The organism is Pseudomonas sp. TMW22089, assembly GCF_022496645.1.
Lineage (GTDB): Bacteria > Pseudomonadota > Gammaproteobacteria > Pseudomonadales > Pseudomonadaceae > Aquipseudomonas > Aquipseudomonas paraversuta.
The window spans coordinates 108,093-132,459 of sequence record NZ_SCFG01000004.1; the positions used below are offsets into that span (position 1 = coordinate 108,093).

General features: G+C 60.3%; 18 protein-coding genes. 9 read left to right on the forward strand and 9 right to left on the reverse strand.

All coding sequences use genetic code 11. The annotated features are described in order from the left end of the window. Positions 1-59 precede the first annotated feature (59 nt). Positions 60-926 (reverse strand): hypothetical protein, encoded by an 867-nt coding sequence (locus tag EQV90_RS06040; RefSeq protein WP_003445253.1) that lies wholly within the window; start codon positions 924-926, stop codon positions 60-62. Between the two features lie 131 nt (positions 927-1,057). On the opposite strand from EQV90_RS06040, the gene EQV90_RS06045 reads away from it, so the two are divergent. Continuing rightward, positions 1,058-1,936 (forward strand): LysR family transcriptional regulator, encoded by an 879-nt coding sequence (locus EQV90_RS06045; RefSeq protein ID WP_240877877.1) that lies wholly within the window; start codon positions 1,058-1,060, stop codon positions 1,934-1,936. Between the two features lie 108 nt (positions 1,937-2,044). Here EQV90_RS06045 and EQV90_RS06050 read toward each other — a convergent pair whose 3' ends face one another. The 7 genes from EQV90_RS06050 to EQV90_RS06080 all read right to left on the reverse strand — a co-directional run bounded on the left by EQV90_RS06050 (position 2,045) and on the right by EQV90_RS06080 (position 11,565). Further along, on the reverse strand, positions 2,045-4,261 hold the full coding sequence (locus EQV90_RS06050; protein WP_240877878.1) for a TonB-dependent siderophore receptor: 2,217 nt from the start codon (positions 4,259-4,261) through the stop codon (positions 2,045-2,047). Between the two features lie 115 nt (positions 4,262-4,376). Then, the gene (locus EQV90_RS06055; protein ID WP_240877879.1) at positions 4,377-5,360 is read right to left on the reverse strand and encodes a siderophore ABC transporter substrate-binding protein; all 984 of its coding nucleotides are present in this window, start codon (positions 5,358-5,360) and stop codon (positions 4,377-4,379) included. Between the two features lie 11 nt (positions 5,361-5,371). Then, complete coding sequence (locus EQV90_RS06060; protein WP_240877880.1) at positions 5,372-6,133, reverse strand: ATP-binding cassette domain-containing protein; 762 nt, start codon at positions 6,131-6,133, stop codon at positions 5,372-5,374. After that, the gene (locus EQV90_RS06065) at positions 6,130-7,080 is read right to left on the reverse strand and encodes an iron chelate uptake ABC transporter family permease subunit (RefSeq protein WP_276617499.1); all 951 of its coding nucleotides are present in this window, start codon (positions 7,078-7,080) and stop codon (positions 6,130-6,132) included. Before EQV90_RS06065 ends, EQV90_RS06060 begins: the two co-directional genes overlap by 4 nt. Then, positions 7,077-8,018, reverse strand: coding sequence for an iron chelate uptake ABC transporter family permease subunit (locus EQV90_RS06070; protein ID WP_160627522.1), 942 nt, complete (start codon positions 8,016-8,018; stop codon positions 7,077-7,079). Before EQV90_RS06070 ends, EQV90_RS06065 begins: the two co-directional genes overlap by 4 nt. Continuing rightward, on the reverse strand, positions 8,018-9,784 hold the full coding sequence (locus EQV90_RS06075) for an ABC transporter ATP-binding protein (RefSeq protein ID WP_240877881.1): 1,767 nt from the start codon (positions 9,782-9,784) through the stop codon (positions 8,018-8,020). The genes EQV90_RS06070 and EQV90_RS06075 overlap by 1 nt, the downstream gene beginning before the upstream one ends. Continuing rightward, on the reverse strand, positions 9,778-11,565 hold the full coding sequence (locus tag EQV90_RS06080; RefSeq protein WP_240877882.1) for an ABC transporter ATP-binding protein: 1,788 nt from the start codon (positions 11,563-11,565) through the stop codon (positions 9,778-9,780). Before EQV90_RS06080 ends, EQV90_RS06075 begins: the two co-directional genes overlap by 7 nt. A 190-nt stretch (positions 11,566-11,755) precedes the next feature. Here EQV90_RS06080 and EQV90_RS06085 point away from each other — a divergent pair, with 190 nt between their 5' ends. Next, positions 11,756-12,397 carry a TetR/AcrR family transcriptional regulator gene (locus tag EQV90_RS06085; protein WP_003445237.1) on the forward strand — a complete coding sequence of 214 codons (642 nt, stop codon included), beginning with the start codon at positions 11,756-11,758 and terminating at the stop codon, positions 12,395-12,397. Between the two features lie 94 nt (positions 12,398-12,491). Then, positions 12,492-12,992 (forward strand): GNAT family N-acetyltransferase, encoded by a 501-nt coding sequence (locus EQV90_RS06090; protein ID WP_240877883.1) that lies wholly within the window; start codon positions 12,492-12,494, stop codon positions 12,990-12,992. Positions 12,993-13,025: 33 nt separating this feature from the next. Here the strand turns inward: EQV90_RS06090 and EQV90_RS06095 are convergent, their stop codons facing one another. Beyond that, positions 13,026-13,472 carry a helix-turn-helix domain-containing protein gene (locus tag EQV90_RS06095; protein WP_003445233.1) on the reverse strand — a complete coding sequence of 149 codons (447 nt, stop codon included), beginning with the start codon at positions 13,470-13,472 and terminating at the stop codon, positions 13,026-13,028. Between the two features lie 116 nt (positions 13,473-13,588). Between EQV90_RS06095 and EQV90_RS06100 the strand changes: the two genes are divergently transcribed. From EQV90_RS06100 to EQV90_RS06125, 6 genes are all read left to right on the forward strand, one after another. Beyond that, the gene (locus tag EQV90_RS06100) at positions 13,589-14,854 is read left to right on the forward strand and encodes an MFS transporter (RefSeq protein WP_240877884.1); all 1,266 of its coding nucleotides are present in this window, start codon (positions 13,589-13,591) and stop codon (positions 14,852-14,854) included. Positions 14,855-15,045: 191 nt separating this feature from the next. Beyond that, positions 15,046-15,465 carry a hypothetical protein gene (locus tag EQV90_RS06105; protein ID WP_010656600.1) on the forward strand — a complete coding sequence of 140 codons (420 nt, stop codon included), beginning with the start codon at positions 15,046-15,048 and terminating at the stop codon, positions 15,463-15,465. A 150-nt stretch (positions 15,466-15,615) separates the two neighbouring features. Beyond that, positions 15,616-16,296 (forward strand): GntR family transcriptional regulator, encoded by a 681-nt coding sequence (locus tag EQV90_RS06110; protein WP_003445228.1) that lies wholly within the window; start codon positions 15,616-15,618, stop codon positions 16,294-16,296. A gap of 696 nt (positions 16,297-16,992) precedes the next feature. Continuing rightward, the gene (locus tag EQV90_RS06115; protein ID WP_240877885.1) at positions 16,993-17,976 is read left to right on the forward strand and encodes a hypothetical protein; all 984 of its coding nucleotides are present in this window, start codon (positions 16,993-16,995) and stop codon (positions 17,974-17,976) included. An 83-nt stretch (positions 17,977-18,059) separates the two neighbouring features. Next, entirely contained in the window at positions 18,060-23,129 is a 5,070-nt protein-coding gene (locus tag EQV90_RS21740) for an RHS repeat-associated core domain-containing protein (RefSeq protein ID WP_240877886.1), read from the forward strand. 418 nt (positions 23,130-23,547) lie between these two features. After that, a complete protein-coding gene (locus tag EQV90_RS06125) occupies positions 23,548-24,366 on the forward strand; it encodes a transporter substrate-binding domain-containing protein (protein ID WP_003445213.1) in 819 nt (272 codons plus the stop codon). The last annotated feature ends 1 nt before the right edge of the window (position 24,367 follow it).

The following is a 24,367-nucleotide window of genomic DNA, read 5'->3' on the forward strand; positions in this document are numbered from 1 at the left end:
TGAGTGAATCCTTGATTATTGTTATACGGTCTGTTCTGAGTGCAGCTACCAGCGTTGTATCAGCCAAGGCTGCGCTTGTGGCGCAAGACCCTGGCGAAAAAATCCTGGGCAGCCGGCATGGCCTTGATGCCCTGGTGGGCCACATTGGGTAGCAGGTCGAAATGCACCTGCACCCCGGCGGCTTCAAAACTTTGCTTCAAGGCCGCCAGACGTTCCGGACGAGTACGTCCGGCGGAGTTGGCGCCGGCCATGTAGTGTTTGCCGCCTTCGCGGTGGGTGATCTCCCAGGTTTCAAGGTCGGAATCGCCCACCACCATGTGCACCGGCAGTTGCTGCAAGGCTTGCAGGTTCAGCGGTTTACCGAAGCGCGCGGCGAAGTCCCGCACCCCGACCCACCAGTCCTGGTCGGCATCCAGCAAGGTGACAGAACCCGGCGCGCCAATAGATGCCGCCCAGAGTTTTTCGGGGTGCAGATAGCAGAAGCGATGGCTGAATTGCCCGCCGCCGGAATAACCGAACAGGGCGAAGGTCTCAAAGCGGCGACCGTAACGTTTGCCGACGCTGGCGATCATGTCGAGCAAGACCTTGTCGTAGCGAATATCGCCTTCGACCATCTGCTTGTAACCGTCCCCATTGTCGTCACCCAGCACGCCGACCGGGAACAGCGGCGACAGAATCACGCAATCGTTCCAGCGACCAAATTCCGCGAAGCCATTGCGGTAGATTTCCATCGCCCGGGTAGAACCGTGCAGCGAGACCACCAGGTCAACCGGCCGGGTGCTGTCTTCGATGGCCTCGGGCACATACAGGGTGTAGGCAAAACGGCTGTCCTGCTGGTGCGAGTAAACCGTGGTTGCACCGAGGTGATAGACGTTTTTGGCAGCGCGCAAGGCCGCGTCGAGGGTGTTGTTATCAGGATTGCTCATGGGGAAAGTTCGCCGAATCAGTTCGGACTTGAGTATTGTTCGGCGGCTATAAAAAGAAAAACTAATTTAACTTTATCAATAGTAAACATTATCTTTACTATCAACCCCCTGCCCTCGCTACAGGTCTGCCCATGAGCAACATGCGTTTTTTCAAGACGTTTATCGCCGTCGCCGAGTACGGCAGCTTCGCTGCCGCCGCCGACCGCGTGGCCCTTACCAACGCCGCCGTTGGCCAGCAAATGCGTGCCCTCGAAGAGGAGATGCGCAGGCCGTTGTTCGACCGCAGCCAGCGACAGATCAAGTTGAGCCGCGATGGCGTGTTGCTGCTGCCCAAAGCCAAGCGCTTACTGGAGGACTACGAGCAGATGATCGCCGAAGCCCCTGACGGTCTGGCCATGGAGGGCGAAGTGTCCATTGGCGGCATTACCTCCGGTATGGGCCTGCTCGCCAATTGCCTGGTGCAACTGAAAAAGCTGCACCCGCGGATATCGGTCAACCTGATGACCGCCCGCTCCGATGAAGTGGTCAACCTGGTGCATGCCGCCAAGCTCGACGCCGCCTTGCTGATCGAAACCGCGCGGCAGAATTTCGATGGCTTGAGCTGGACCCTGCTCTACAACGAACCCATCGTCATGCTTGCCAACGCTACACAAACCGCCGGCATCAACGACGCCGTGGATCTGCTCAGAACCCAGCCGTTTATTCGCTACGACAGGTCCACGGCAGTGGGCCGCAAAGTGCAGTCGATCATCAAGAGCGAATCCATCGAGCCGTTGGAGATTCTGGAACTCAACTCGATCATTGGCATCGCTGACCTGGTTCGCCAGCAAGTCGGTGTGGCAATCGTGCCGTTGCTGAAGAACTTTGACTGGGACAAAGACCCTTGCCTGCGGGTGCTGCCGTTGCCGGGCGACCTGGCGGTACGCCGGGTGGGGATATTGGAGCAAGGCACCAAAAGTGCGATTACCGGGGAGATTCGCAAGTTGCTGATGCAGGCGGTGGCGAAGTGAGCTTTTTGCAGCTTTGCCGGTAGCGTCAGGCGTATCGGCTCGAGTCCGATCGCTGTTGAAGCGGACTCTGGCGGCGGATGCCGCCAGAGGTTTTGCTCCGCCTGTCAGTTAGAAGTCCACCGACGCGGAGAGCTCAAAGGTACGTGGCGCCCCCAGGCCCAGGCTGGACAACAACGGCGTGCCCCAGTAGGCCTTGTCGGTCAGGTTGGTGACACTGGCGCGCAACGTCACCGGGCGACTGGCTACGCGGGTGGCATAGCGTGTGCCCAGGTCAAAGATCGTATAGCCAGGTATCGATTGCGTGTTGTCGTCGCTGATGTACTGCTTTGACACTGATGTCGCATTGGCGGTCAGGGTTAAACCGTCGAGTACCGGTGTGTCCCATTCCACGCCCAGCTTTCCTTGCAGCTTGGGCAAGCCGGTGGCCGTCTTGCCCTGGTTGACGCCGCCCTCGGTCTTGGTGATTTTCGGGTCCACATGAGCCACGCCCCCCATCAGGCGCACATTGTCCAGCGGTGAGCCGAAGAATCCCCACTCGACACCCCGGTTACGCTGTTCGCCACCAAACGAAAAGATATTGCTGTTCGGGTCCAGATAGCTGCTGGGACGCTTGATTTCATACAGGCTGAGGGTGTGGGTGAAGTCACCGAGATCGACCTTGAGCCCGACCTCTTTTTGCTTGGACTTGTAGGGCGCGAATACATCTCCCGCATTCGCGGCCGTCATCGGTGCGGTCGCCCCCTGGCTCAGGCCTTCGATGTAGTTGGCATACAAAGACACATGCTCGCTGAGTTTGACCAGCAACGCCGCCGCAGGCGTGGTGGCCTCTTCGTCATAACGGTCTGTGCGCGCCCCGGTAGTCACACTGAAACTGTCGGTGAGCACTTGCTGACGGCGCACGCCAAGGGTCAGTTGCACCTGTTCCTCCAGAACCGACAGCGTATCTGCCACGCCGTAGCTGGTCAGACGGCTTTCGTTATGGGCAATGTAGGGGAAATCGGTGGGCGCAGCCGGGCCCCAGACCGGGTTGTAGATATTGGTCACCCAGTCTGCACCCGGCACCGTGCGGCGCCCGAAGTCCTTTTGGGTATCGCCGTAATGCGTGGCATTCAAGGACCATTGATGCTTGATGGCCGCCGTCTGGAAGTGGCCCTTCAAGCCAACCTCCCCCGAGGTCTTCTCGAGTTCCATTTTCAACTGGCCCATGCTGGTCCTGAAGTCGCCCGCATCGTTAAACACAGTGGCCAGCATCGTGCCGCTGTAGGTGTAGCGGGTCCTGCTGGCGCCGTAGGCCGCATAAGCCATCAGGCTGTCAGTCAGGTCGTACTCACCGCGCACTATCGCCCCCCGGTCTTTAGTCTGCACATACGCCCAGTCGGGGTTCAGCAGAGTGTCGGCCTTGGGCGGTTTGGGTACTGCCACGCCGGAGGCCAGGTTGATCCCCCGGTTCTGCCCGCGAATACGGTCTTCACTTTCATACAGGTCGGCGGAGAGGCGAGCACGCTCGCCGCGCCAGTCCAGGCCCAGCGACGTCAGTTCGGCCTTCTGCTCCTGGTGATTGATCGCTCCGTCGCCATCACGGTAAACACCGTTGAAACGGATGCCGAACTGCTGGTCCTCGCCAAACCGCCGGCCCACATCCAGATGCCCGCCAAACTGGGCATCCGACATGTAGGTGCCGGTCAGCCGCGTCAACGGCTCATCGCCAGCACGCTTGGGTACCAGGTTGACGCTGCCACCTACCGAGCCGCCGGGCGGCATGCCATTAAGCAGTGCAGACGGGCCTTTGAGCACCTCGATGCGCTCGTACATTTCCGGCGAAATCCGATAGTACGGCGCGACGCCATACAAACCACCGATGGTCACGTCGCTGATGTCACTGGCGAAGCCACGGATGGAGTAGTTCTCACTGAAGGTGCCGGTCAGGCCGTTGCTGAACACTGAAGGATCAGTGGCAGCAATCACCTGAGTGATGTTTTGCGCCTGACGGTCGGCGATGTACTTCTCCGTGTAGCTGACGGTGCTGAACGGCGTTTCCATGAAGTCCTTGTTACCCAGCAGGCCGACACGGCTGCCGTACGCCACCTGCCCGCCGGCATAGGTGGGCGGCAGCCCGAAAGGCAATAGCATTTCGCCCTCCACCAGGGTGGCGGGCAGCGTGGAGACACCCTCTTCTTCACTGGTCGTGCTCTGGGCATAAGCCGGCAAGCCGGTTGCGGCCAGGGTCAGGCCCAGTAGTACACCCTGTACGGCGGCGGCAGTGCGATTCAAGGCAAAGACTGCGCGTGGTGGCGCAATGCGGGTTTGAAAGTGGCGTTTACGCACGCTATGACTCCGTTCAATTGAGAAGGTATTTGTTGTGTTGAATCTGAATCTAAAGAATGGTTTTAATGAGAATCGATAACTATCAAAGACGTAAGCGGCTACGGCCTGGCACCCTTTAGCGCTGATAGCCCTTTTCGACGTCGTCGATAATCAATTTCAGTGAGGTCGGACTGGCCCCGGTCACGTACCAGGCCTGGGCATCGACAAAGATCACCCGCCCGTTTTTCCAGGCCTTGGTCTGGCGCAGCAGCGGGTTATCCATGCTTCGGGCATCCATCACCGGTCGACGCTCCATCACTGCCGTGCGGTCGACGACGAAGATGATGTCGGGGTTGGCCTGCAGGATGAATTCGCTGGAAATCGGCTGGCCATGCAGGCCGGTTTCGGCATTCGGGCCGGCCGGCTTCACCCCCAGGGCACTGAAGATGAAGCCGTAGCGCGACTGCACGCCGAAGGAGTTGAAGGCGCCATTGTTGTGCAAAACCACCAATGCTTTGTCGGGGCGCCCCGCAGTGATACGCCTGACCTCCTCGACCCGGGTGTCCAGTTCGTTGACCTTCTGCCGGGCGAGCGCCTGCCGGGCGAAGACGTCTCCCAACGTCATCAGGTGCTCCCTGATGACGTCGATGTGGCGCGCCTGGCTATCGCGATAGTCGACATCAAAATGAAGGGTCGGGGCCATCTCGCTCAATTCCTCAAAGCGATTGGCCTGCAGCGATGTAATCAGTATCAGATCAGGCCGGGCGCCATGAACGCGTTCCAGATTGGGCTGCACGATCGAGCCCACGTCCTCGACGCTCGCTGCATCCTTGTAGCGGGCAAGAAAATGCGGGACGAAATCCTTTGGCATCGCCGCCACAGGTACCCCCAACTGGTCGAGAAAATCGACCTCGTTCATGTCCAGGGCGACCACCCGTTGTGGCGCATGGTCGATCCGGGTCGTGCCCAGTTGGTGTTGCACTGTGACAGGGCTGTAAGCCGCCGCTGATGATTGTGGGGATGGCGCTTGGGCGGACTTTTCATTACATGCACAGAGTGCGGCAGTCACGGCGATCAGCAAGGCCGACGTCCACCTGCGGTGTGTGTGATGGCTGGACATGGGGGATCTCTTTATGGGTTGAAGTAGTTGCACAGGCGCCCGCGCTGACCCTGTGTGATATCGAAAGCCAGACCGTAGAGTTCACCCAGGCGCGCCTCGGTAATCACCTCGGCAACGCTGCCGGCGCAATACACCGCACCCTCCTTCATCGCAACGATGTGGTCGGAATAGCTGGCGGCAAAATTGATGTCATGCACCACCAGGATGATGGTGCGCCCTTGCTCATCGCACAGGCGGCGCAGCGCACGCATGATCTGCACGGCGTGCTTGATATCGAGGTTGTTCAGCGGCTCATCCAGCAACAGATAGTCCGTCTGCTGGGCGATGGTCATCGCCAGAAAGGCCATTTGCCGTTGCCCGCCGCTGAGTTCGTCGAGGTAGGCATGGCGCAGGGGTTCCAGGGACAGGAACGCAATGGCCTCGTCGATCACCCGCTGGTCTTCGCGGGTCAACGCACCACGGCTGTAGGGAAAGCGCCCGAACGCGACCAGCTCCTCCACCGTCAGGCGCAGGTTGAAGTCCGGCGCCTGACGCAGGGTCGCAACCCGCCTGGCGTATTCACCTATATCAATGCCTGCAACCGGGCGGCCCTCGATGCGCACTTCACCACGGCCAGGCGCCGTCAGCCGCGCGATCATCAGCAGCAGCGTGGTCTTGCCCGCGCCATTCGGGCCAATAAGCGAAGTCAGGCTCCGGGCCGGAAAACAGGCATCTACGCCCTTCAGTACGGCCTTGGCGCCATAGGCCTTGTGGATGTCGTGGACAGTGATCATGGGGCTCCTCGGGTACGAACCATCAGCACCAGGAAATAGCCGCCGCAGACCAGATTGACCAGAATGCCGACGGTGGTTTTGTAGTTGAAAACATGCTCGACCAGCAGTTGCGCGGTGATGAACATGCCGGTGGCTATCGCGCCCCCCAGTGGCAGCGTGACGCGGTGCCTGAAGGTGCGTGCCAGGGCGTAGGTGATGTTTGCCACGAACACCCCCATAAAAGCCGTGGGCCCGAGCAGGCTGGTGGACACAGCGACCAGGATCGCGATCAGCGCGAGATGCAGGCGTACATTGCGCCGATAGTCGACCCCCAGAGAAACGGCCTGGTCGCGTCCCAGAGAAAGCACATCGAGGGTCGGCAAGGTCTTGCGTCCCAGCAGGCAAACCGCCCCCACCAGCAGTCCCGAAAAGAGCAACTGCGAGGGTTGGGCCCGGTTGAAAGAGGCCTGGCTGAAGCCCTGCAGGATCGAGAACTCGCCAGGGCTGACCTTGAGCTGGACAAACTGGGTAAAGGTGCTGATCAACAGGGTCAGTACAAACCCCACCAGCAGCAGGAAATACACGTTGCTCTTGCCATCGCGGAACAACCAGCGATGGATGCCCCACGAATAGCCGAGCATCAGCAGCACCGAGAGCATAAAGTTGCCGTTGACCCCGAGCAGCACCAGGCTGGCGCTGCCCATAAATAGAATCAGCAAGGCCTGCCACAGTAAGTAGACAGCCTCATAGCCCATGATCGCCGGCGTCAGTATCCGGTTGCCGGTAAGGGTCTGGAATGTGATCGACGACCAGGCAATAGCTGCTCCGCCGATCAGCATGGCCGTCAGCCGCGCGATCCGCTTGGGGATCACATAGTCAAAGTCCAGGCCCGAGTGCAGGAACACGAAGATGAGTGCCAGCGTCACCACCACAATCCATACCGCGTGCCGGGGTTGCAGGCGCATCATCTGTACCTCCGGATGATCAACGCGAGGAACAGCACCCCGCCCACGCTGCCCGCGGTCAGGCCGATAGGCACCTCGAACGGGTAGATCAGCAGCCGCCCGAGGATGTCGCAGACCAGCAGCAGGCACGCGCCGCCCAGCGCAACGATGGGCAGCGTGCGCCTGAGGTTGTCGCCATAACGCAGCGCCACCAGATTGGGAATGACCAGCCCGACAAAGGGGATCGAACCGACAGTGATGACAGTGGCCGATACGGTGACGGCCACCAGCAGCAAGCCCAGCGCCACCCAGGCCAGATAGTTGAGACCCAGACTCGTGGCCATGCCCTCCCCCATGCCCAACAGGGTGAAACGCCGGGCATACAGGTAGGTCAACCCGACAATCGGCAAGATCAGGTAGATGATTTCGTAACTGCCCTGCACGACCCGGGAAAAGTCCCCCAGCAGCCAGCCCTGCATGCTTTGCATGATGTTGTTGCGATAGGCGTAGAACTCGGCAATGGCGCTCAGCACGCCGCCATACATCAGGCCGATAACCGGAACCAGTACCGAGCCCTTGAACTGGATGCGCCGTATGATCAGGACAAAAATCAGACCCGCGGCGAAGCTCAACAGCAACGCGAACAGCATTCGGGCCGGGGCACCCGCGCCAGGGGCGAGCACCAGCGACACCAGGATGCCGAGCCTGGCCGCGTCCAGCCCGCCCGTGGTACCGGGTTCGACGAACTTGTTACGCACAATGTGCTGCAGGATCACCCCGCACACAGCCAGGCCAACCCCCGTCAGCACCAGCGCCGCCAGGCGTGGCAGGCGGCTGGCCGTCAGTGTCAGCCAGGCATCGCCCGACAACGACAACAACTGCCCCCACTCCAGCTGTCGAGCCCCGACCAGCAGTGACGCCCCGCACAAGATGGCAAACCACCATAGCCAGCGTGCGGTCATCAGGCTTGCTCGCTGTTGGACGGCACGGCGATCCGCCAGCCTCTGGCAGCCCGACGCTGTTCCAGAAAATGCGCATAACGCCCGCCACTGGCGCGCAATGCCGCAGGCGTGCCCTGCTCGACCAGTTGGCCTTTGTCGAGCACCACAATCTGGTCTGCCATCGACACCGTAGATAGCTGGTGGGCAATCACCACCACCGTGTGTCGACCGCGCAGACTGGAGAGCGTCCGGGCAATTACTGACTGATTCTGCGCATCCAGGGCGGCGGTGGCCTCGTCCACCAGCAGAATGGGCGCATTCTTGATCAGCGCACGGGCAATGGTGATGCGCTGGCGTTCGCCACCCGACAGCCTTGCACCGCCCTCGCCGACCGGTGTGTCGATGCCCAGGGGCAAACGTTCGATAAGGTCACCCAGACCGGCCTGCTGTGCAGCGTCGAGGATTTCACCAAAACTGGCAGCCGGACTGCCGATGCGGATGTTGTCGGCAATGCTGCCCTGAAACAGATAGGTGTCCTGGAAAATCTGACTGATCCGGGCGGACAGTTGTGAACTGGACATCTGTCGCACGTCCACGCCGCCGATCAGTACGCTGCCCTGGGTTGCATCGAAGAACCGCGCGATCAAACGCACCAGGGTGGTCTTGCCAGAGCCCGAAGCGCCCACCAATGCGGTCATGCTGCCGGGCTCGATGCGCAGGCTGATGCCACTCAGCACATCCGGCTGATCATGGGCATAACGCAGGCTCACCTGGCGAAACTCGACAGAACTGTCCGCCGGGGCCAATGGCTGATCCGGCTCCGGCAAGGGCTCGACCGCGAAAATGCTCTGCACCTCTGCAAGCTGGCCGTACGCCCCCCGCAGGATCTCGGCATAGCTGGCCACCTCCAGCAGCGGATCGATGAAGCGGCTGGTCAATAACAACGCGACAACCACCGCAATCACCGTACCGCTTTGCTGTGCGATGTCCTGATTCGCGTTGAGCCACAGGGCTGCGGCGATCAGCAGGGCCGCGAAAACGGCCTGCACCACCCAGGCGTTGAGCACCACCGAAAGAGTGGACTGATAGATCAGGCGCATGCCGGAGCGGCGCTGCTGGTCAAGGGCCTGTTCCAGAAGTTGCGTACTGGCGCCCTCGCCATTGAAGGCGCGCAGTACCGACTGGGCCTGGGCAAACTCGACCATGCGCTGGCTGGCGTCGGCAAAATGGTGCTGGTACGTACGGTCGGCGCGTTGTCCCAGGCGAGCGGTCAACCACAATGCCACGCACAGAACGGGCAGGCCGAGCAACGCAATCAGGCCCAGCGACCAGTGCAGTAAAAATAGTGCGACCACAACCACCAGCGGCGTCACGGCGCCGCTGATCACTGGGGTTAATACATGCGCCGGCAACTGAGCTACCGCCATCATGCCCTGGGTAATCACATGCCCGAGGCGACTGGTGTTTTGCGCGGTAAACCAGCCCACGGGCAGACGCGCGACATGCTCGCCGATGCGCTGCCGCGCCCCCTGCAGTATGGCCACGCCGACTGCCACCCCCGCCCTGTCCAGCTGAAGCCGCCACGCCCAGCAAATGGCCACGCCGGCCAGCATCAGGCCGAGCCACAGCGCAGCCCCTCGCACATCCCCGGCCAGCAAGTGATCCAGCACCGGCACCAGAGTGGTGAGGGTCAAGCCGCTTAGCAGGCCATGTAACACTGCCATCCAGACGTAGCGGTGCAAGACCGGCGCATCTTTATCCAGTAGTTGAACAAGGGGATTCAGCATGACGACACCGCCAGATCTGCAGATTGTGAATAGCCACCCTGCGCCCACAAGTGGGCATAGAGCCCCTTGCCTGCGAGCAGTTCTTCATGGCGGCCCTGTTCATGAACAATGCCGTTGTCGAGCACGATGATCTGGTCGGCAAGCATGATGCTGTCGAGCCGGTGGGCAATGACCAGCAGGGTTCGGCCGCGGGCAAAGCGCGACAACGCTTCCTGGATTGCGACTTCGCTTTCAGCGTCGGCTGCTGCCGTGGGTTCGTCGAGCACCAGAACGGGGGGATCGAGCAGCACGGCGCGGGCGATGCTCACACGCTGCTGCTCGCCGCCGGAAAACTGCGCATCTTCACCGATCACCGAGTCATAGCCGCGGGGTAAATCCAGAATGCGCTGGTGGATGTTGGCGATGCGCGCGGCGTCCTCGATCTGTTGCTGGCTGGCCGATGGTCTGCCCAGCGCAATGTTGTCGCGCACGCTGGCATGGATCAGGCGCACCTCCTGCAAGACAAAACCGATATGCCGGTAGAGGTTGCAGGTTTCAATCTCGCGCAGATCCACGCCGCCCAGAGTGATGCGCCCTTGCGTGGGGTCGAAGAAGCGCAGCAGCAGCCGCGCCAGGGTCGACTTGCCGGAGCCCGAGCGCCCGACGATGGCTGTGGTGGTGCCGGGCTTGAGCGTGAAGCTGACATCGGCCAGGACCTGGCGTGCGCTGTCATAGCCGTAGCTGACACCTTCGAAGCGGATCTCGTTTCCCTTTGGCGACTGCTGCATGCCGGGGGCCGGTTGCTCCAGCACGGGGGTATCCAGCAGGGCCTGAACACGCCGGGCAGCACCGGCTGCGTGGTTAAGGTCATGGGTGATGTAGTGCAGCAACAGCAGCGGCCCGCACAGCCCCGGCGTCACCAGGGCAAACGGCAGCACATCCGGCGCCGCGATCCAGCCCAGGCCCACGAACACCGTACCGGACACCAGCACTACGCCGAGAACCGTAACCGGGGCAATCATTGCGTTGGCATTGGCCATCGGAGCCACCAGAGGCCGGGTGAATCCGATAAAGGCCAGGGCGAAGGCATCAATTGCTTCGCGGTAGCTGCTGTGTGCCCTGGTACCGGTACTGAATGACTTGACCACCGCGATGCCGTTGACGAACTCGACCACCGAGTTATCGATGCGCCCCATACCGGCGGTGAACGCCTGCATGTTGGTCTGGCTGGCCTTCATCGCCCGGGCAAAAAACAGGAAGAATCCGGGGAACGGCAGGATCGAGACAATGGCCATGCGCCAGTCCATGGTGAACAGGTAGATCAGCGAGATCAGAACCGCGCCGGCCGCACGCCCCGTTGTCGTGAAGAAATGCGCGGTAAGGCTGTGCAATGTGTTGATGTCGTCCTGCATCGCCTGCTTGACCTCGCCCGACGCCCGACTGGTGAACCAGCCCAGGGGCACGCTGCTGAGTCGCTGCACAAGCGCCCGGCGCAGGTGATGGGTAATGCGGTTGTCCGCCAGGTGGGCGAGCAGTTCTGCGCCGGATATCAGCAGCATCCCGGCGCACAGGCTGGCCACTCCTGCAATCAGCGCCCACCACACCTGTGCCGGGTCAAGCCCGTTATCAGACAACGCCATTTTGCCGATATGGGCGATACCGGCCAGCGGCACCAGCGTGAGCATCGCGCCCGCTGCCGCGAGCAGGCCGGCAACGATCAGGCGTCCACGCACAGGATGCAGTATCTGGCTGATCGGGCCGCGCACCCTGGTTTTGGCCGGGGCCGTGTCATGAGTGTCCATAGAGTTCAAATGTCCGGAAATTCAGAAGAGAGGGATGGTTCACGCCTGCCTTGGGGGGAATGTAAGGAGCGCTTGATCACATGAAACGGCCTCCTGAATCAGAAACTTAATTAGTTGCATGACTATAAACTAATTTGCGAAATGCTGGCAAGACAGCTACAAGACTGTCACCACCGTTCAAGGATCCGTCATGACAGCGCCACAACCACCTGCTACCCGCGGGCGTCCCCGCACCATCACCCGGGAACGTATTGTCGAAGCAGGCATTGAGATCGGCTTGCCGAGCATTACCTTTGTCGGCGTTGCTGCCGCATTGGGGATCAGCCATATGGCGCTCTACAAGCACGTTGCCAACCTGGATGCACTCAAAAGCATGGTCGCCGAGGAGATCTTCACCCGCTGGCAGATCCCCCGGGCCGACGCTGAGCGGCGTAGCGGCTTGAAGGAATACATGATTGTGTTTGCCACCTCGGTGCGGGTGTTCGTCAAGGCCCACCCCGGGCTGACGCCTTACGTCATCCGCAGGCTGGCCGCGACACAACCGATGCTCGCCAAGATCGAAGAGCATCAGAGCCATATCGCTCAGGTCTATGGCATTTCAAAGCAACACGCGCGCTGGTTGCTGGCGACGGTGGCCTTCCACGGTATTGCCGTGGCCGACACCGTGTACTCGGTTACCGGCCGGGGGGCCGAAGAGGCTGAACGTGCAGCGGAAGAAGCCGAGATGGAGGCCGAGCTGGCCCAGGGCATGCACGCACTCATCGTCGGAGCGCTGGTTTTGCTTGAGCAAGACGCTCACGGTGATTGCCTGATCGTCCAGCCCCGGTCATAGGCCGGGTTCCGGGACTTGCACGGTTTCTTGACCTGCTAGCCTGATGCGCAACACTACACAGCGCCCCGCCACTTCAACCCACAGGGATATCGGTATGAGCGGACATGACACCGGTGTAAGCAGAGCCGACATCGCCGATATGGACGACATTCTCGAACTTCAGGCCGCCAATCAGACAGCACGGGGCGGAGCACTGGCGGCAAGTCTGTCAGCGGAGCGCCTGGCAAAAATGATGCAGGACATGCCACTGATCGTTGCCCGCCGTGACGGGCGCGTCACCGGCTTCCTGTTAACCTCCTCCCGGGAGGTGAACGCGGACATCCCCGTTGTAAAGGCTATGTTCAGCGCCTATCACGGCACGCCCGATGCCTATGTATATGGTCCGGTCTGTGTCGGGGAAGAGGAACGCGGCAAGGGCCTGGCGCAAATAATGTTCGCTGAACTGCGGCGTCTTGAACCCGGGCGCGAGGGGATACTTTTCATCCGCAATGACAACCAGCCGTCGCTGCGGGCGCATTTGAAAATGGGCATGAAAAAAGTCGCCTCGTTCGAGTTCAACGGTTTTGAGTACGCGGTTTTTTCTTATATCGGCTAGGCGCGGTGCAGGTCACCCGCCAGCCGCCATGACTCACACAACTTTATTGACCCGGGCTTGTTCAGGCGCGATCGCCCGTCCATCGGCTGCCACGGGCTGCATCAAAGGCAAGGGCTGCCCGGTGGCCGTGTCCACCAGTTGCGAATGCGCTTCGTGCGGCCCGAACAGGTAGCGCTCGCCCCATTGCCTTAACGCCACCACCACCGGGAACAGGCTTTGACCTTGCGGGGTAAGCACGTATTCCTGATACGAGGTGCCGTCAGAAGCCGGTTGCACTTGAAAAATACCGGCCTCGACCAGGCTCTTGAGGCGGTTGGCCAAGACGCTGCGCGCCACCCCCAGACCCTGCTGGAAATCGCCAAAGCGCCGCACGCCGTCAAAGGCGTCACGCACAATCAACAACGCCCAGCGATCTGCGATTACCTCCACAGAGCGGGCAACCGGGCACGTGGTGGCCTGGCTCATTTGATGCTTGGTCATACAGGCTGCTCCGTACAGTTTCGGGTTTTCTCCGTGCAACAAGTTTCATTTTAAGACTCGTTACCCTAGAATCAAACCAGTCTTGATTTGAAACTACATTCAGCGGAGATCCGTCCATGGCCATTGATCAAGTTTCCCGGCCCGATCCAGCAGCGCCAGCGACCACCGGCAGGCGCATGCCGCGGGCGCTGGTCGGGTTATTCGCCTGTGCCAGCGGGCTGAGCGTGGCCAATGTTTATTATGCCCAACCGCTGCTGGATCAACTGGCCACCGACTTTGCAATCAGTCATGCCAGGGTCGGTGCCGTGATCACTGCGACGCAGATCGGCAGCGTGCTGGCATTGCTGCTGATCGTGCCACTGGGCGATCAACTGGATCGCCGCCGCTTGATGCTCGCCCAACTGGCGGTACTGATCGCCGGTCTGGTCTGCGTCGGCCTCACCCGCTCCCCGGCAATGATGCTCTCCGGCATGCTGGCCATCGGTCTGCTGGGTACCGCCATGACCCAGGGCCTGATCGCCTATGCAGCCACCGCCTGTTTGCCGCAAGAGCGTGGCCGGGTGGTGGGTACCGTGCAGGGCGGGGTTGTCATCGGCCTGTTGCTGTCACGTCTGGCCGCCGGACTGATCTCGGACCTGGGTGGCTGGCGCTGGGTGTACCTGGGCTCGTCGCTGGTGATGCTGGCCCTGGGGTTGATTCTGTGGCGCGTCCTTCCACCACAGCAACCGGCTACGGCGCCCATACCCTATCCAAGGCTGGTGCTGTCGATGTTTACCCTGCTCAGGCAGGACCGGGTGCTGCAAGTGCGCGGCATGCTCGCCTTGCTGATGTTTGCCGTGCTGAGCATTTTCTGGAGTGCGCTGGTGTTTCTCCTGATCAGCCCGCCTTATTCCTTTTCGCACACCACTATCGGCACCTTCGGCCTGGTCGGCGTGGTGGGCGCACTCGCTGCCGCGAGGGCCGGGGCCTGGGCCGATAAAGGGCTGGGCCAGTGGACCACCGGCCTGGCACTGGGGCTGTTAATCATGGCCTGGCTGGCACTGTGGTTCACCAGCAGTTCGATGCTGTGGCTGATACTCGGCGTCGTGCTTCTGGATCTTGGCGCCCAGGCCATTCATGTCACCAATCAAAGCATGATCTTCAGTGCGCACCCCGACTCCCATAGTCGGGTGGTGGGCTGCTACATGCTGTTTTACGCAACAGGCAGCGGCCTGGGGGCGCTCGCATCAACCTGGGTTTATGCCACGTCCGGCTGGTCGGGCGTGTGCCTGCTGGGCGCCGCCGTCAGTGTGCTGGCCCTGGGGTTCTGGGCCGGCACACTGCAACAAATGCCTGGTTCGCGGGCATGTGCTGAGGGTACATCGGCCGCGCCCTCCAACTGATCGCAGCGATCAGGCGCTGCTGACAGACTCAGAATATCCATGGCTAAAAGGCGCCTGTGCTGGTCCAGGGGTTACCAGCGGTTAAACATGCCACTGTTGTTTCTTGAAATATTCTTGCCGGATTGCGGTCGACCAATCCGCGTATCTTCGGTTCGCTGCCTGTCACTTACCAACCAGTGAGCCCTGGGTATATGGATAATCAACAAACCGTGCAATACCTCAATACCGATCTGGAACTCATTGCCCCGATCGACCTGACTTTACTCGCACAAGCCCTGGCCCCTGCGCACATTACGACTGCGCCAATCTGCTGTTTACATGTGGGCTACATGGATCCGCTTGGCTATCACGCCAGGTTTGAAGCCTTTGCCCCTGAGGGGAGCTACGGAACTCCGGAACAAAGTATCGATGCCTTGCTCAGCGCCATCGAGCAGCTTGACCCGCAATGCCACGCCCTGTGGCAGGCATGTTCCAGAAAGACCCTGGATATCGGTTATCGCAGCGCGATTGCACCCGGCAGTCTTTCTCATCAGCTATCCCTGCAGACCCTGGCCCGAATGCAGGTTTGGGGGATTGACCTGTCCATCACCCTGTACCCGGTGGACGAATGAAAGGCAGCAAGGTTGCGCCATCGGGCGCCCTGCCCGGCTGGCACCCGTGCCGCAGAGCTCCCTGCAATCGGCTAAAAGCTCCTGAGCCGACCATCGGCACAGCGAGTGCTCAGGCAAATTCGTATACCATATCTGCTTCTCCAGAAAACGATGACCACCGTGGCCCACCCTAAACTCAATGTCCCCGACCTGGGCAATTCGCCTTCCACTTCGGAAATCATCACCCTGCATTTGCGTGACGCTATTGTCGCCGGGCATTTCGCTGAAGATGAACCGATTCGCCAGGACGATATTGCCCGCCAGTTCAACGTCAGCAAAATCCCGGTACGCGAAGCCCTCAAGCGTCTCGAAGCCGAAGGCCTGGTGATGTTCCAGCGCAATCGCGGGGCCATGGTCACGCGTATTTCCGATGCAGAACTGGCACAGATGTTCGAGGTGCGCATGCTTCTGGAAGACAAGTTGCTGCGCCTGGCCATCCCCAACATGACCGAAGCCACCTTCGCCCGCGCCGAGCTGATTTGTCAGGAGTTTGTTGGCGAGGACGATGTTGGCCGCTGGGCCGAGCTCAACTGGGAGTTGCATGCCTGCCTCTACGAACCGGCGCAACGGCCCTTCCTGATCAGCATGGTGCGCTCGGTCAACGACAAGCTGGAGCGTTACCTGCGCATGCAGATGAGCCTGTCGGCGGGCAAGGACCGCGCCGATCATGAGCACCGGGAAATCATCGAGGCCTGCCGCGGCGGCGACGTGGAACTGGCGGTCAAACTGCTGGACGAGCACATTGCCGGGGTCTGCAAGACCCTGTTCGAGCACCTGCCGCAAAGCCACTGACCGGCAACAGCCCTGTACCGATCTGGTCATTGGCGCAGGGTGCCCCGCTTAAGACCTCCCCCGGATTCACCCGGCTGAACCGGCCTGGCCCCTCCATGACCGGCAATTGCGCGCCCTGCGCAATCTGCGCCCCGGCAAGCATCACGACTGCATGACCCAACGGCACGCCTGACTGGCGTAAAGCCGGGTGCAGCAACCTGTTTCATACAAGTCATCGTCGCTATCGGTGATTTCGGCAGTCTCTGCCCAACCGTCCACTTCAACTCTTGTTATCAAGAGCGCACGTACCGAGTGCGAACAAGGTGTGGGGGGGTACAGGCAACTCGCCATTCCAGTGACTTTATTGTAAAGCCCCGACTTACATCCCCCGCAGATTGTTCCATCGAACAATAGCGCTTATTTTTTAGACCGCATCTAACAGCAATAGATGACGAGGCTTACTGGTTTGTTTTAACGCCGTTTACCCCCCTTGCTTATCTCCAGTTAAAGAGGGGTTTTAATGGCTGGCACCGTCTGTCAAACGCCCGGACTACTCACTGTAAACACTGTCCGTACAGCGTTCTGACGGTTCTACCCATTTACAAACACACAGGCTTTAACCGCCATAACTTGCCCCCTGGAGCGCGCCCTCTTTCGAGGACGCTGCTTTATTCAATAGCGCCTGCGCGTCAGGTGCACTTATCAGGAATATAAAGCATGACTACTTATATGGACCCGTACTGGTATATCAATGATATGGAGGTGCACACCGACACCACGCCACATATCTACGCCAATGGCCTGCAACAGGTAAAGGTAACTTTGGGCGTCAAGGCACTGGATGGTCGTGGTGCTGAAGTTGGCCTGACCCAGAGTGAAAAAGACAATCTGCGGATTGTTATGTACCGCAATGCCAACCAGGTACTTCCCTTTGATGAATTCGATTCCCTGGGCTGGTCTGCCTCCTCTCGGTACAAAGGTTACGAGTACTTTCCCAATACCCAGGTCAAGGCTTCGATCGGGCCAAAGGCCGGCTTTGAATACTTTGAGTTTTATGTGTCGTGTCAGTCTTTGGCCGCTGCCGGGCAGACCATCGGACTGGCCTTTATGGTGACGGGCGATAATGGTCGGCGTTTCTGCTCCAATGGCTCGAGCTGGTACGAGGACGGCACGCCGGATCGTGGGACCAGCCACGATAAACCGGATGCCAATATCACGGTTCATCGTCCGCCCCGCTATTCACAGGATAACTTCATCCTCTCCGAGTTTTTTGACCTGCCCTCCATGCATTTGAAAGCCGGGATTTTCAATCGCCGTTGCACATTGACCCTGCAAACGGCCCCGAGCCAGACCATTGCACTCAAGAGTATGAGCATGCTGCCCAAGGGCATGATCATGTGGGAGAGCAATCTGCCCGATGACCAGATGAGCAGCTTTGTCGGCTATGTCGAGCCAGGCAAGACCCAGGTTCAGTGGAACTCCGCGCTCCCGCAAAGTGTGATCCCGTTGCCGACCCTACCGGCTGCCGTTCGGGACAAGGGCAGCCTGGTGCTCTGTGGCCGGGTCGACATCAAACAATCCCAGGGCGGCTTTCGCGGCCCGTGCGATATGAGTCTGGTGGATGTTTATGGCAATGAGCACCACTTGACCCTGCGTTTCGACCCCAAGGACCGTGAGCGTCTGGAATTGACGCTGGCCTGATAAGCACTGAAAAGGCCCCACCTTTCTGGATGGGGCTTTTTCAGCTCCTTCTTGTAAGTTGCCAATAACAAGAGATAGCCATAGTGATCGACCCTTCTAACAAAATTTCCACCCCCCAGATCAAATCCGCCGTCAGCCTGCTCAACGCCGGTGACCTGTATTCCGGTGCCTACAACTTTATGAGCAGCATCAGTGCCGGCGTCGATCCGCGCACCGGTGCGTTCTCTGCCTCGATAACCCTGCCCACCGGCGCCGCCAACGATTTGCGCGGGCCCATCAGCCAGTTGCGCCTGAGCCATAGTCCGCTGATGGCCGAAGATCAGGGCTTCGGTCTGGGCTGGATGCTTGGTACCACCTCCTGGGACGGCGCCAGCCAACAACTGCAACTCAATTCCGGCGAGCGCTTACGCGGTGAAATTGTCGGCCAGAGCATGCGCTTTCCCGATGTGCGTTTGCCGGTAATCGCCGTGACCGTTCAGCGTCAGGAAATGTGGGTCCGGCATAACGATGGCAGCTGTGAACGCCTGATTCCTTTGCCGGGGCATGCCAGCCTGTGGGTGGTCAGCACCCTGGTGGGGGCCGATGGCAGCGCCCTGAATTTTGACTGGCGTTCAGTCGGCAACGCGGCTTACCTGCAAAAGGTCAGCGATGCTCGTGGCCGAACTGTGCTGGCTCTGGCCTACGAGGGCGTGACAACCCGTCTGACGTTGCAGCCGGATACCCCCGCACAGGTGGTGATGTCTTTTCACCGGGTCTCCGGGCAGTTGCGCCGGGTAACGGTGGACGGCCTGCCCAACAGTGGCTGGCAGTTTGAGTACACCCGCAGTGATTCAGGCCTGTTGCTGCTGAGCAAATGCACCCAGCCCACCGGCAGCACCGAGGAAGTGACCTATAGCGAGGCAAACGGCCTCAACCTGCCTGCAGGGGCGCCGTTTGCGCGGATGCCGGTGGTCAGTCAGACCCGCAAAGACCCGGGGGACGGCCAGCCGGTGCAGCTGGTTCGCTATGACTATGGGCTGTATGGCAGCAACAATTACTTCGGCTGGCCGGCAGTACGTCAGTGGCGCAACCGCGAAGACAACCTCTATCACCTGACCGGTGCCGGCGATTTTCTCTACGGCTCCACCGAAACCCTGATGGATGCCCGGGGCACGCCCCTGCAAACCATCAGCCGCACCTTTAACCGCTTCCACCTGCTGACCCGCGAACGCACCTTGCAGGGCCAGACCCTGCAGGAAACCGAAACCACCTATTACGACGAGCCCTGGCTGCCCATTGCCCGGCAACTGCCTTACTTCCAGTTCCCGCATAAAGTCATTACCCGCAAGGCGCAGCTGGATGGCCAACGGGTGCTGCGAGAGCTTGTTACCGAGGAAGAAACCCGCTACGACGAGCTGGGCAACCCGGTGTGGCACCGCAATGCCCTGGGTGGAATAGAAGAGTCCGAGTACTACCCGGTGAGCGGCGAGACCGACAACTGCCCGGCCGACCCTCTGGGCCGCATCTCCCGTCTGAAAAGTCGTACGGTCAGCCCGCCACCCGGCACCGAAGGCCCGGTCAAACAGACCCGATATCGCTATCAATCCCTGCCCGTGCGTGGGGATGCTCCAGGGTTTGCATTGCCGACTTTTGTCCAGAGCAGTGAAGAACGTTTGTTGCTGGTTGAGGGCAATCAGTCCACCGAACTGGGCCGCTCGACGCAAAATTTCATTAACGATCCGGCCTCGCCCCATCACGCTCGCATGCTCAGCGAAACCCAGACGGTAGAGGGTAAAAGCACTACCCGGGTTTACAGCTACAGCCTGACCCAAGCCCCAAACGCCCGCGCACTTGAGCGCGCAGTCCTGCAGGAAAAGGTCACCATTACAGGTCACGATGGCCAGTCAACTGTTGCGCAATCGTCGCAGGATCTGAACTCCGGCCTGATGGTCACCGAGCAGACCGATGAGCTGACGCGCCTGGCCTTTGCCCACGATCCCCTGGGCCGTGTGACTCAGGAAGTCGCGGCTCCGGATTCAGCCTTCGAGGCCAAGGTCAACTGGGTCTATTCGTTGTCAGCGAACGAGCGCTGCCAGACCCGAATCGGCGCTTCCGGACGTAAGGAAACTGTCTGGCTCGATGGTATGGCCAGGGAAATCCGCCGTGAAAAACAAACCGACAGCGGTGAGACCTATACCGCCTGGACCGCCGAATATGACGTGCTGGGCCGGGTGTTCCGTGAAACGACTTACGATCCCGGTAACGAAGACGTCCCGGCCCTGAGCCTGACCACTGAACGCACCTTTGATGACTGGGGCAATGTGCTGACCGAAACCGGCGCGAACGGTGTCACCCAGCACACCCTCGCCGACCCGGTAGCCCTGACCGGCAGCAGTTGGCAGACCGATGCCAAGGGTGTGCCCGGGGCCAAAACCGTGACCAGCCATAGCCTCGATGGACGCCCCCTTAAAGAACAACTCTATTGCGCCGATGGCGTACTTCAGCACGAACTGAGCTGGACCTATGACGGCCTTGGCCGCTGCATCAGCCAGTCCGATGCCATGGGCCTGGAGACCCGACAGCAGTGGGATGTCCTGGACCGACTGCTGTCCACCACCCTGCCCGACGGCAGTGTCATCAAGCGCACCTATGCTGAAGGGCACGATGGTGAATTACCGGCCACGGTCTCGATCACTCATCCGTCGTTGGGCACTAATGAAGTCCTGCTGGGCGAGCGCAAATATGACGGCCTGGGCCGACTGGTGTGGGAAAAGGTCGGGCAGAGTGTTTCTGAATGGGAATATGCCGAAGGACAAATCCACGCCCATACCCGGATTCTGCCAGATGGAACCCGAGTGCAGAGTGAGCGCCAACCGGAACTGGGCGACGCATTGCTGTCGCTGCAAGCGCCCGGGATCAGCGTATTCAATAAATACGATCCGCTAAGCGGCCGTTTGCTGGAATCCCGGGGCAATCTGGGTCTGCAAAAAGATCACTGGTCGCCCTCAGGCCAACTGAGCAAAGCCGACTACGCCTGGCAAGGCGATCAGCCGCGCTCGCAACAGCAAAGCACCACACCGGCGGGCAAAGTCACGCGCCTGACCGATGCCGACGGTGCAGAACAGCGCTGCCAGTACGACGAATTGGGTCGCTTGATTCAACAGCAAGGCCCTGACGTCACGGTCAGCGTGACCTACGATGCGGCCTCGCGGATTCACCAGCAGCGAACCCAGTCAAACGATGGCTCGCGGGACATGACCGTAACCCTGGGCTACGACAGCCTGGGCCGTCCGGCCCGTCGTGAAACGGCTACCCGAACGCCGAATGCACAGCATGTAGAAGTGCAAACCCAGCAATGGCGCAAAGACGGCAAGCTGACCCGGCGCGAACTGACCCGTGACGGCACACTGGTGCGCGGTGAAAGCTTCGACTACGACAACCGCGCACGGATGATTACCCATCGTCTGAGCGGTCATGACTTACCGAAGGATGCCCACGGCCACCCTTACCGCGAGCAGCATTTCCAGTACGACGCCCTCGACAATGTACGACGCCTGGAAACGGTGTTTGCCGACGCCAGCGCCAGCAATGTCAGTACATTTACCTATAACCCCGCCGACCTCACCCAGTTGCTTAGCCTCAGCCACAGTCGCGCCGATTATCCGGCACCGGTAACCCTGGAGTACGACGCGCTGGGCAATCTCAAACGCGACGAGCGCGGTAATCCGCTGCACTACGATGCCCTGGGCCGACTGATCGGGGTAACTCTGCCTACCGGCGAACGCCGCTGGCACTACGGCCCGGCGGGCAACATCATCAAGACCGAGGATCTGCGCGGCCCGCGCTGGCGCTACCACGCCGGCGGCCAGCTCAGCTGCGAGCTGGGTGAAGACACTCAAACCCGCTGGGTACGGGCCGGCGCTGTTCCCGTGGCAGAAAGTCGACTGGCATCGGCAGTGCGCGAAGTCATGCTGCTGGGCACCGACGCCCAAGGTTCAGTGACCACAGAAGCCCAGGACGCTATCCACACCCCCGTCTACAGTGCCTACGGCGCGAGCGCACCGGGCATTGGCAGCCTCGGCTACGCCGGCGCCTTGCGCGAACAGGACAGCGGCTGGTACTTCCTGGGTGATTACCGCATCTATAACCCGGTGCTGATGCGCTTCCACAGCCGTGACAGCCTCAGCCCCTTCGGCGAAGGCGGCCTCAATGGCTATGCCTATTGCGCCGGGGATCCGGTCAACCGCATCGATCCATCGGGCCATTCGTGGCTGGACTGGCTGTTGCCGGCGGCCGGCATCGCCCTGGCCGTGATCGGCACCGTGGCCTCCCTGGGTGCGTTGGCAGCGCCCACTGCGGCGCTGACCGCCAGCTATGTAACGGCGGTCACCACCGCGACCCTGAGCGTGGTATCGCTGGCAGCGGACGTGGCCTCGATAGCCTTGCTGGCCAGTGGCAATGAAAACGCCGGACGGATTCTGGGCTGGGTGGGCATGGCAACGGGGCTGGCTTCGGCGGCCCCGTCCATGGCCGGGGCTGCGGCCAAGGTGGTTAAAAGTGCCGGCAAGTTCGTGGGCAGCTGGCAGCATAAATTGCAGCATGCAGGGGGCGTTCCCGGGGGGAACCGAGCACTTCAAGGAGGAGCCAGTGCAAGTCCACGACTGGGTCAAGAGGCTCGTCATGCGTTAACTGCGGATGACTTGCGATATGTCCGACAGCACTTTGATATGCCCCAGGAGTTGACAGGCGTACGTCTGAACGAAATGCCGGACCTGGTGATGCAAAATATTATCGGCCGCTTGCCTGGCTCGGACCTGGTCTCGTTGTCACAGACATCCAGTACTATGCGCGCATCGGTGCAAAGCAATACGCAAGCCATCCAGCGCCAGCTACCCACTCTCCACAGTACCCCCCAGGAGGCCAATCGAGCCTACGTCAACTACGTACAAGAGACATGGCTGGGCAGGACTAATGGCGTGTTGCCGGAGCAAATCCCCCAGGCAGGTATTTCACCTTTCGCAACCACTCATATCAGTCGTATCTCAAATAATGGATACGCCGAAATTCCTGACATCCAGAGCAGCATTCAATACAAGAATCTGCTGCGGGTCAGAAATGCCCAGGCACAACAGCGGGAATGGGAGGCGGCGCTGCGCTCGATCCGACTGGAATAACCCCATGTGTAGTGCACATTGAACAGGTCAGACACAAGCAATCGCTGGCTAGCCAGCTCCCACAGAAAAAGCCCGAGCGAAACCTTGCCGGCTAACCAGGCTCCCACAGATGGTTTGCAGCGCTTGGTATGACTGACATCCACGGGCTTTTGCCGGATACAAGGCAAAAGCCCGTGCCATCGGGAGGCAGGTGTTCCTTTATGGGGCAATCCCCCCACTGTTGCTCCCTTCTGTAACACCTCTCCCACCCCACACGCCCTGCACCACTGCCCAGTGCAATCACGCACGCCATCAAAAACCGGACGCGGCACTTAATTGTGACACCCAGGAAAAATCGGCACACGAATTGCTAAATAAATATCGTATACGAAATCCATAATCCATTATTCAACAGCATTCCTACACTTGCGAGGCGTCCATGAAAAACCCCGTATTTGCCGTAGCTCTCAGCGCTGTTATCAGTAGTTCCTTCATCGCCACCGCCCAGGCCGACAAACTCGACGACATTATTGGCTCGGGCAAACTGCGCTGCGCCGTAACCCTGGACTTCCCGCCCATGGGCTCCCGGGATGAAGCCAACAAGCCGGTGGGCTTTGACGTGGACTACTGCAACGATCTGGCGAAAGTGCTGGGCGTGGATGCCGAAATTGTCGAAACCCCGTTTCCGGACCGGATTCCGGCGCTGGTCTCCGGGCGCGCCGACATCATCGTGGCCTCTACCTCCGACACCCTGGAGCGGGCTAAAACCGTCGGCCTGAGCATTCCTTACTTTGCCTTCCAGATGGTGGTGCTGACCCGCGACGACACCGGGATCAACAGTTTCGCCGACCTCAAGGGCAAGGCCCTGGGCAATACCAGTGGCACCTATGAAGCCATTGCCCTGGAAAAAGACGTGAAAAGCTGGGGCAGCGGCTCGTTCCGGGCCTACCAGTCGCAGAACGACACCCTGCTGGCCGTTGCCCAGGGCCATATCGAAGCCACTGTGGTCACTAACACTGTGGCCGCCGCCACCCTCAAGTCAGGCAAATACAAAAATCTGAAAGTCGCGGGTAACGCACCCTACGTGGTCGATTACGTGTCCCTGGGGGCCAAGCGCAACGAGTACGGCCTGCTCAACTACCTCAACCTGTTCGTCAACCAGCAAGTGCGCACCGGGCGTTACAAGGAGCTGTGGGTGAAATGGGTCGGCACCGAGATCCCGCCGGCGAACCTGACCGTACCTGACGTGTACTACTGAG